Source organism: Streptomyces sp. NPDC005485 (genome assembly GCF_040606085.1).
Lineage (GTDB): Bacteria > Actinomycetota > Actinomycetes > Streptomycetales > Streptomycetaceae > Streptomyces.
In genome coordinates this window covers 1-7,595 of the sequence record NZ_JBEXDZ010000265.1, presented here as the reverse complement: position 1 = coordinate 7,595, position 7,595 = coordinate 1, and the positions used below count along the sequence as shown (strand labels likewise).

Below are 7,595 nucleotides of genomic sequence, written 5' to 3'. Positions count from 1 at the left end.
TGCCCAGGGATGTTCCCTGGGCACCCCTCGCCGGTGTTCTTGGCTGTGCTGCTGTCGGGCCCTGGTCGTACGGTGCCCGGCGTTGGCGGCTGTGCCCACCCTCCCCCACTCTCGGCTTCGCTCGAGCGGGGCCCCCATCGCCCTGCGGAACGATTGCCCACAGCGGTAGCGGCTACGCCAGGCGCTGTACTGCCGCGGCTACCCGTTCGTCCGTTGCCGTCAGGGCCACGCGTACGTACCTGTCGCCCGCCGGGCCGTAGAAGTCGCCCGGGGCCACGAGGATGCCGAGGTCGGCGAGGTGGGCGACCGTGTCCCAGCAGGACTCGTCGCGGGTGGCCCAGAGGTAGAGGCTCGCCTCGCTGTGTTCGATGCGGAAGCCGTGGGCGAGGAGGGCCTCGCGCAGGGCGGTGCGGCGGGCCGCGTAGCGCTCGCGCTGGGCGCGGACGTGGGCGTCGTCGCCGAGGGCGGCCACCACCGCGGCCTGGGTCGGCGCGGAGGTCATCATGCCGCCGTGCTTGCGGATCTCCAGGAGGTCACGCAGGACCGCCGGGTCACCGGCGAGGAACGCGGCGCGGTAGCCCGCCAGGTTGGAGCGCTTGGACAGGGAGTGGACGGACACCAGGCCCTCGTACGAGCCGCCGCACACGTCCGGGTGCAGCACCGAGACCGGGTCGGCCTCCCAGCCCAGTTCGAGGTAGCACTCGTCGGAGAAGACCAGGATGCCGTGCTCGCGGGCCCAGGCGACGATCCGGGTCAGCTCGGCCTTGGACAGGACGCGTCCGGTGGGGTTCGACGGCGAGTTGAGCCAGAGGAGCTTCAGGCCGGCCGGGTCCAGTTCGGTGCCCGCGGGGTCAGCCGCAAATGTCTCCGTGTCGTAGGCGACGTAGCCGGCGCGGGCCAGCCGGGCGCCGACCTCGTACGTCGGGTACGCCAGGCGCGGGTAGGCCACCGTGTCGTCGGGGCCGAGGCCCAGCTGCGTCGGGAGCCAGGCCACCAGTTCCTTGGAGCCGACGATCGGCAGGACGTGGCGGTGCGTGATGCCCTGTGCGCCGAGCCGTCGTTCGACCCAGCCCGTGATCGCGTCCCGCAGTTCCGGCGTGCCCCAGACGGTCGGATAGCCCGGGGAGTCGGCCGCGGCGACCAGAGCCTTCTGGACCAGCTCGGGGACCGGGTCGACCGGAGTGCCGACGGACAGGTCGACGATGCCGTCGGGGTGGGCGGCGGCCGTCGCCTTGTAGGGCTCCAGCTTGTCCCAGGGGAAGGTGGGAAGCCGGTCGGAGACTGCGGACACGGGGATCACTTTCTGCTCGGGCGCCTGGGCTCTGCGCGGGCACCTGGGGAAACGCCTCGGTCCCGTACGGCGATCATGGCGATCAGGCCGTACGGGACCGAGGCGGCGCGGTTGCGGGCGCTTACCGGGCCGCTTACTGGTTCTGCGGCGGCAGCGCTGCGACGAAGGGGTGGTCGCGCTCGATCAGGCCCAGCTTGCTGGCGCCGCCGGGCGAGCCCAGCTCGTCGAAGAACTCGACGTTCGCCTTGTAGTAGTCCTTCCACTCCTCCGGAGTGTCGTCCTCGTAGAAGATCGCCTCGACCGGGCAGACCGGCTCACAGGCTCCGCAGTCGACGCATTCGTCCGGGTGGATGTACAAGGACCGGGAGCCCTCGTAGATGCAGTCGACCGGGCACTCCTCGATGCACGCCTTGTCCTTGACGTCGACACAAGGCTGCGCGATGACGTAGGTCACGCTGTCGTTCCTCCTCGATAGGGCGCTGGCGAGCCGTCTTCAGGCTCCGCCACCTGGCGCGCGGGAGCGCGGCGTCGTCGATGCCCGCACCTAGTATCTCCGTTCCGGGGCATGATCCGAACAGGAGGGGTGAACTGACCTGTGGAAATCTCTGCGGCCGGCCGCCTTGAGGTCCGAATCACCACCGCTGACGTGGGCAAACGCGTCTCAGTGCGGCGATGGAACCAAGATGACGAACATGCCGTCAAGGGTGAGAGGTTCACGGACACGGTCGGAGTTCTCACATCATGGGACGACGGTGTGCTGACGATCACACGTCGCACCGGCGAGGTTGTCCGTATTGCGGAATCCACGCTGGCCGCGGGCAAGATCGTGCCGTCCGCCCCGGCGCGCCGCCGGGGGCCCGCCGCCTCGTACGAGGAACTCGCGCGGATCGCGGCGCGGGCGTGGCAGCCGGTGGAGAGCGAGCGGCTCGGCGCGTGGGAGCTGCGCGCCGCCGCCGGGTTCACCCGCCGGGCCAACTCGGTGCTGCCGATCGGCGACCCGGGCCTGCCGCTGGACGAGGCGCTGGGCGCCGTACGGGACTGGTACGGGGCCCGTGGTCTGCCCGCGTACATCCAGACCGCCACCGGGGCCGAGGGCACGCAGGAGCTGCTGTGCGCGGAGCTGGAGGCGCGCGGCTGGGTGCGCGAGGTGACGGCGGAGCTGTGGATCGGCGCGCTCGCGCCCCTTGCGGACAAGGATGTCGGCGGGGCCCCCGAGGTCATGCTGTCCCGCACGGCGGACGAGGCGTGGCTCGGCCGCTACCAGCGCAAGGGGCTGGGCGAGGTGGCGTTGCGGGTGCTCGGAGGGGGGTCCCCCCGGTCGAGCGAAGCCGAGAGTGGGGGAGGGCCCTCGGTCTGGTTCGCGTCCGTGCCCGGCGACGGGGGCGGCGCACCGGTCGCGATCGGGCGGTGTGTGGTGGACGGGCGGTGGGCCGGTTTCGCGGCCGTGGAGGTCGACCCGGCGTACCGCCGCCGCGGGCTGGCCGGCGCCGTCATGGCCGCCCTGGCCCGGCGGGCCCTGGACGAGGGCGCTTCGGCGGCCTGGCTCCAGGTGGAGTCGGACAACACGGGTGCGCGGGCGCTGTACTCCGGAATGGGGTTCGGGGCGCATCACGCGTACCACCACTACCGTGCGCCGCAGGCATCCGGTGGCCGTCCGCCACGGACGCCCGGCGGCGACCGGTATCGATCGATGTGAGAGGGCACGTGCCGGGTATGCGTCGTCCACCTCTTCCCCCGGAGCCCGAGCGGGCCGCCGAGTGCCGTCGGCGGTTCGCCGAGGAGGCGCGCTCCGAGCGGCCCGATCTGTCGTTGCTGTGCCTGCTGCTGGGGGCGGCGGCGGACGGGGCGCTGGACGAGGCAGGGCTCGACGCGGCGCAGATCGAACTGGACGGGATGGCCGGGCAGTTGCCGTTCCGCCCCGGCGGCCCGCGCTCCTGGGCCACCGCGCTCGCCGAACTCCTCGGTGAGCGCTACGGCTTCCGCGGTTCGCCCGCCGACTACCAGCGGCTGGAGTCCTCGCTGTTGCACGCGGTGCTGCGGCGGCGGCGCGGGCTGCCCATCCTGCTGTCCGTGGTGTGGATGGAGGTCGCGCGGCGGGCCGGTGCGCCCGTGTACGGGGTCGCCCTGCCGGGGCACTTCGTCGTCGGCTTCGGTCCGCCGGAGCAGCAGGTGCTGGCCGATCCCTTCGCCGGGGGGCGCCTGTTGAGCGGCGGTGACGCGGAGTTGCTCGTGGCCGGGGCCACCGGGGCGCCGCTCGATCCTTCGATGCTCACGCCGGCGGATCCGCTCGATGTGGTGCTGCGGATTCTCAACAACGTCCGGGCGTGGGCCGCCGCGCGGCCCGAGCGTACGGATGTCGCCCTGTGGGCGGTCGAGTTGTCGTTGCTGTTGCCGTCGCATCCGGCTCGGCTGCGGTACGAGCGGGCTCAGCTGCTGGTTCAGTGCGGGGATTTCCTCGGCGGGGCCGCTGAGTTCGACTCCTACGCCGAGGTGGTGGAGGCGGTGGACGAACCCGCGGCCGAGCGGGTGCGGGGGCAGGCCCAGGCCGCGCGAGCCATGCTCAACTGAGCTTGAGCCTGAGCTTGAGGGGCGGTTGAGCCGTGCGGGCGGTTACAGCCAGCCCTTCTCCCGCGCGATCCTGACCGCCTCCGCGCGGTTGCGGACCGCCAGTTTCTGGATCGCCGTCGACAGGTAGTTGCGGACGGTGCCCTGGGAGAGGTGGAGGGCGGTGGCGAGTTCGGCGTTGGTGGAGCCGTCGGCCGCCGCGCGCAGGACCTCGCGTTCGCGGTCGGTGAGGGGGTTGGCGCCCCCCGCGAGGGCGGCGGCGGCCAGGGTCGGGTCGATGACCCGCTCGCCCGCGAGCACCTTGCGTACGGCGGCGGCGAGTTGGGCCGCGGGGGCGTCCTTCACCAGGAAGGCGTCGGCACCGGACTCCATGGCGGTGCGCAGGTAGCCGGGGCGCCCGAACGTGGTGAGGATGACCAGCTTGATGCCGGGGAGTTCCTTGTGGACCTCGGCGGCGGCCTCGATGCCGGTCTTGCCGGGCATCTCGATGTCCAGCAGCGCGACGTCCACGTCATGTGCGCGCGCGGCCTCCAACACCTCGTCGCCGCGCGCGACCTGGACGACGACGTCGATGTCCGCTTCGAGACCCAGCAGGGCGGCGAGCGCCTCGCGGACCATCGACTGGTCCTCGGCGAGCAGGACCTTGATCGTACGACTCATGCGCCGGATCCTACGGTGTCGCCCAGCGCGCCCGCAGCGCCCTGCCCGACCGCCGTCGGTACCCGGGCGACCAGCCGGAACCCGTGCCGGACCCGGCCGGCCTCCAGTGCCCCGCCGACCTTCTCCAGGCGCTCGGCCAGCCCCGTCAGACCGTTGCCGGGGCCGCCGCCGGAGCCGCCCGATCCGTTGTCCTCCACGGACAGTTCGAGCATCGGGCCGTCGAGGGTCTGGCGGCGTACGAGTTCCACCACGCAGCGCCGGGCCCCGCTGTGCCGTACGACATTGGTGACCGCCTCGCGCAGGACCCAGGCAAGCGCGGACTCGTTCTCCTCGGGGACCTCGGTGAGGTCGGGCTCGGCGGGGAGTTCGGCGATGACGCCGGCGGCGGTCAACGCGACCTGGGCGCCCGCGAGTTCACCGGCCAGCCGGGGGCGCCGGTAGCCGGTGACGGCCTCGCGGACATCGACGAGTGCCTGGCGGCTGACGTTCTCGATGTCGGCGACCTGCTGGGCGGCCTTGTCGGGGTGGTCGGGGAGCATCCGGCCGGCCAGCTCGCTCTTCAGGGTGATCAGCGAGAGCGAGTGGCCGAGCAGGTCGTGCAGATCGCGGGCGAGCCGCAATCGCTCCTCGTTCGCGGCGAGTTGGGCGACGGTGGCGCGAGCTTTGCGCAACTCGACGGTCGTGCGCACCAGTTGCGAGACCCCGGTCATCGCGAAGCCGATGAGCAGTACCAGCAGGACCAGGTCCCACGCGTCCTTCTCCCCGACGTGCAGCCCGACGAGCAGCATCACACCGGCCGTCGCCGGGACCGCCCAGTTCGCGGTCCGCAGCGGGAGTGTCGACCCGCAAGCGACGGAGACATAGCAGAAGAGGCCGAGCCACGGAGAGCCGAGCGTGTAGGTCAGCAGGACGGCGAGCGCGCCGAGGACGAGGATGTACCCGATGACGAGCCGCCCGGAGAACCGCCTGCTGCCCATGTTCCTGAAGACCAGCGACAGGTAGATCCCGACGAAGGCCGCGAGGCCCAGCCAGCCGGCCACCGTGCCGCCGGTCGTGTGGTGCCCGGAGACCAGGTCGTGGACCGGTGAGCTGAGGAAGACGAGCCAGACGCCGATCCACAGGGTCTTGCGCAGGAATTCGCGCCCGTTGCGGGGCGGCTGTCCCATGCGGGTCAGCTGCTCCGTCCGGTCTTCGTCGGAACACGGTTCCTCGGTCTTGGCGTTCACGCCTTCAGCGTGTCCTTCCGGTACAGCCACGCCGCACCGCCCGTGAAGAGGGCGAAGGAGACGGCGAGGATGGCGATGTCCTTGGCGTGCGGGGCGTCGCTCTGTTCGATTGCCTGCCCCAGGGCAGCGTACGCGTGGGTGGGCAGCCACTTGGCGATGCTCTGCAGCCAGTCCGGGAAGGTCGTCGTGGGCATCCACAGGCCGCCGAGCATGGAGAGCCCGAAGTAGGTGATCATCGTGATCGGGCGGACCGCGTCGCCGCTGGCGAGGTAGCCGATGGCGACGCCGAGCGCGGCGAAGACCAGGCTGCCGGCCCAGATGGTGCCGGTGAGCGCGAACCACTGCCAGGCGTCCAGGCGTACGTCCTTCACGGCCGCGGCGACCACGAAGACGATCACGATCGAGGGCAGGCTGATCACGGCGGCGCTCGCGGTCTTGGCGAGGACGTAGCCGCGGCCCGGCAGGGTGGTCAACCGCAGCTGCCGTACCCAGCCGCTCTCGCGTTCCTTGGCGATGCGCTCGCTGTTGCCCATCAGGACGGCGGTCAGGGCGCCGAAGGAGGCCATGGAGACCATGAAGAAGGTCGGGAGCGTCAGCCCCGTGCCGTCGACCTTGGTGGTGCTGTCCGCGCTGCCCGCGATCAGCAGGAACAGGGCCGAGGGGTAGATCACCGAGAAGAAGAGGAACTTGCGGTTGCGCAGGGCGCGGGTGATTTCGAGCTTGATGAGGCTGTTCACTTCTGCTTCGCCTCCTCGGCGGCGGTGATGGCGACGAAGGCCTGCTCGAGACCGAGCCCGGCGACTTCGAGGTTGCGGGGGTAGACGCCGAGCCCGTACAGCGCGTGGACGGTCGCGTCGGCGTCGGTCGACTGGATGCGGACCGTGTGTCCGGACACGTCGAGGGAGCTCAGGAAGGGCAGGGCGCGCAGCGGGGCGTCGTCGATCGGACCCTCCAGGTCGAAGGAGACGCGGCGGGCGCCGGCCTTCGCCTTGATCTCGGCGGCGGTGCCGTCGGCGAGGAGCCGGCCCCGGTGCAGCACGAGCACCCGGTCGGCGATCGCGTCTGCCTCCTCCAGGTAGTGCGTGGCGAACAGGACCGTGCGGCCCTGGTCGGCCTGCTCGCGCATGGTGGCCCAGAAGGCTTGGCGGGCGGAGACGTCCATGCCGGTGGTCGGCTCGTCGAGGACGATCAGGTCGCTGTCGCCCGCGGTGGCGAGCGCGAAGCGGACGCGCTGTTCCTGGCCGCCGGAGAGCTTGTTGACCTTGCGGTCGGCGATCTGGGAGATCCCGGCGCGGGCGAGCACGTCGGTGGCGCGGTACGGGCGCGGGTGCAGGTCGCAGGCGAGCTTCACCAGCTCGGCGACCGTGACCTCGTCCATCAGTCCGCCGCTCTGCAGCATGGCGCCCACGCGTCCGGCGACGATCGCCTCGCGGGGGCTGGTGCCGAACACCCGGACCGTGCCGCTGTCGGCGTGCTTGAGCCCGAGGAGCAGGTCGAGCGTGGTCGACTTGCCGGCTCCGTTCGGGCCGAGCAGGGCGACGGTCTCGCCGGGGTGCAGGTCGAGCGTGAGCCCGTCCACGGCCCGGACGTCCCCGTAGGTCTTGGTCACCTGGTCGAACCCGACCACCGAACCGGTGGTCCTCTCCGCTGTCGTCGTCGTCATGTGATCCATGGTGGCGGCGCCGGGGGTGCGCCCGGCAGTGCCGACTGTCGCGACTCCGGGATGACAGATGTCATGGACGCCACGGTGACCTGGCCGGGTCGGGCGCGTCCCCGTCGTGACCAGTCGAAGGGCTGGACGGTGAGGACCGGGCCGAAGATCTCCTCCTGGACCACGCGGGAGTCGTTGGACA

The 7,595-nt window shown here is 71.7% G+C and carries 9 protein-coding genes; 2 read left to right on the top strand and 7 right to left on the bottom strand.

What is annotated here, in order from left to right:
- Positions 1–172: 172 nt before the first annotated feature.
- Together ABZS97_RS42795 and fdxA are read right to left on the bottom strand one after the other, a co-directional pair.
- On the bottom strand, positions 173–1,291 hold the full coding sequence (locus tag ABZS97_RS42795; protein WP_356148958.1) for a bifunctional succinyldiaminopimelate transaminase/glutamate-prephenate aminotransferase: 1,119 nt from the start codon (positions 1,289–1,291) through the stop codon (positions 173–175).
- Between the two features lie 133 nt (positions 1,292–1,424).
- Positions 1,425–1,745, bottom strand: a complete 321-nt coding sequence (fdxA, locus tag ABZS97_RS42790; protein WP_019058397.1) for a ferredoxin — start codon at positions 1,743–1,745, stop codon at positions 1,425–1,427.
- Between the two features lie 141 nt (positions 1,746–1,886).
- Between fdxA and ABZS97_RS42785 the strand changes: the two genes are divergently transcribed.
- Together ABZS97_RS42785 and ABZS97_RS42780 are read left to right on the top strand one after the other, a co-directional pair.
- Complete coding sequence (locus ABZS97_RS42785) at positions 1,887–2,987, top strand: GNAT family N-acetyltransferase (protein WP_356148955.1); 1,101 nt, start codon at positions 1,887–1,889, stop codon at positions 2,985–2,987.
- A 17-nt stretch (positions 2,988–3,004) separates the two neighbouring features.
- Complete coding sequence (locus tag ABZS97_RS42780) at positions 3,005–3,859, top strand: transglutaminase-like domain-containing protein (RefSeq protein ID WP_356148952.1); 855 nt, start codon at positions 3,005–3,007, stop codon at positions 3,857–3,859.
- A gap of 42 nt (positions 3,860–3,901) precedes the next feature.
- On the opposite strand, the gene ABZS97_RS42775 is transcribed toward ABZS97_RS42780, so the two are convergent.
- The 5 genes from ABZS97_RS42775 to ABZS97_RS42755 all read right to left on the bottom strand — a co-directional run.
- Positions 3,902–4,516 (bottom strand): response regulator transcription factor, encoded by a 615-nt coding sequence (locus tag ABZS97_RS42775; RefSeq protein ID WP_356148950.1) that lies wholly within the window; start codon positions 4,514–4,516, stop codon positions 3,902–3,904.
- Positions 4,513–5,682, bottom strand: coding sequence for a histidine kinase (locus ABZS97_RS42770; protein ID WP_356148961.1), 1,170 nt, complete (start codon positions 5,680–5,682; stop codon positions 4,513–4,515). Before ABZS97_RS42770 ends, ABZS97_RS42775 begins: the two co-directional genes overlap by 4 nt.
- A gap of 56 nt (positions 5,683–5,738) precedes the next feature.
- Complete coding sequence (locus ABZS97_RS42765; RefSeq protein ID WP_356148948.1) at positions 5,739–6,479, bottom strand: ABC transporter permease; 741 nt, start codon at positions 6,477–6,479, stop codon at positions 5,739–5,741.
- On the bottom strand, positions 6,476–7,414 hold the full coding sequence (locus ABZS97_RS42760; protein WP_356148943.1) for an ABC transporter ATP-binding protein: 939 nt from the start codon (positions 7,412–7,414) through the stop codon (positions 6,476–6,478). Before ABZS97_RS42760 ends, ABZS97_RS42765 begins: the two co-directional genes overlap by 4 nt.
- On the bottom strand, positions 7,402–7,595 hold a 194-nt coding region (locus ABZS97_RS42755; RefSeq protein WP_356148940.1), incomplete at its 5' end, for a hypothetical protein. The genes ABZS97_RS42755 and ABZS97_RS42760, both read right to left, overlap by 13 nt.

Excerpts from the sequence above, each read along its gene's own strand:
- ABZS97_RS42780 (WP_356148952.1), top strand. The coding sequence starts at position 3,005 with ATGCGTCGTCCACCTCTTCCCCCGGAGCCCGAGCGGGCCGCCGAGTGC.
- ABZS97_RS42775 (WP_356148950.1), bottom strand. The coding sequence starts at position 4,516 with ATGAGTCGTACGATCAAGGTCCTGCTCGCCGAGGACCAGTCGATGGTC.
- ABZS97_RS42770 (WP_356148961.1), bottom strand. The coding sequence starts at position 5,682 with ATGGGACAGCCGCCCCGCAACGGGCGCGAATTCCTGCGCAAGACCCTG.
- ABZS97_RS42760 (WP_356148943.1), bottom strand. The coding sequence starts at position 7,414 with ATGGATCACATGACGACGACGACAGCGGAGAGGACCACCGGTTCGGTG.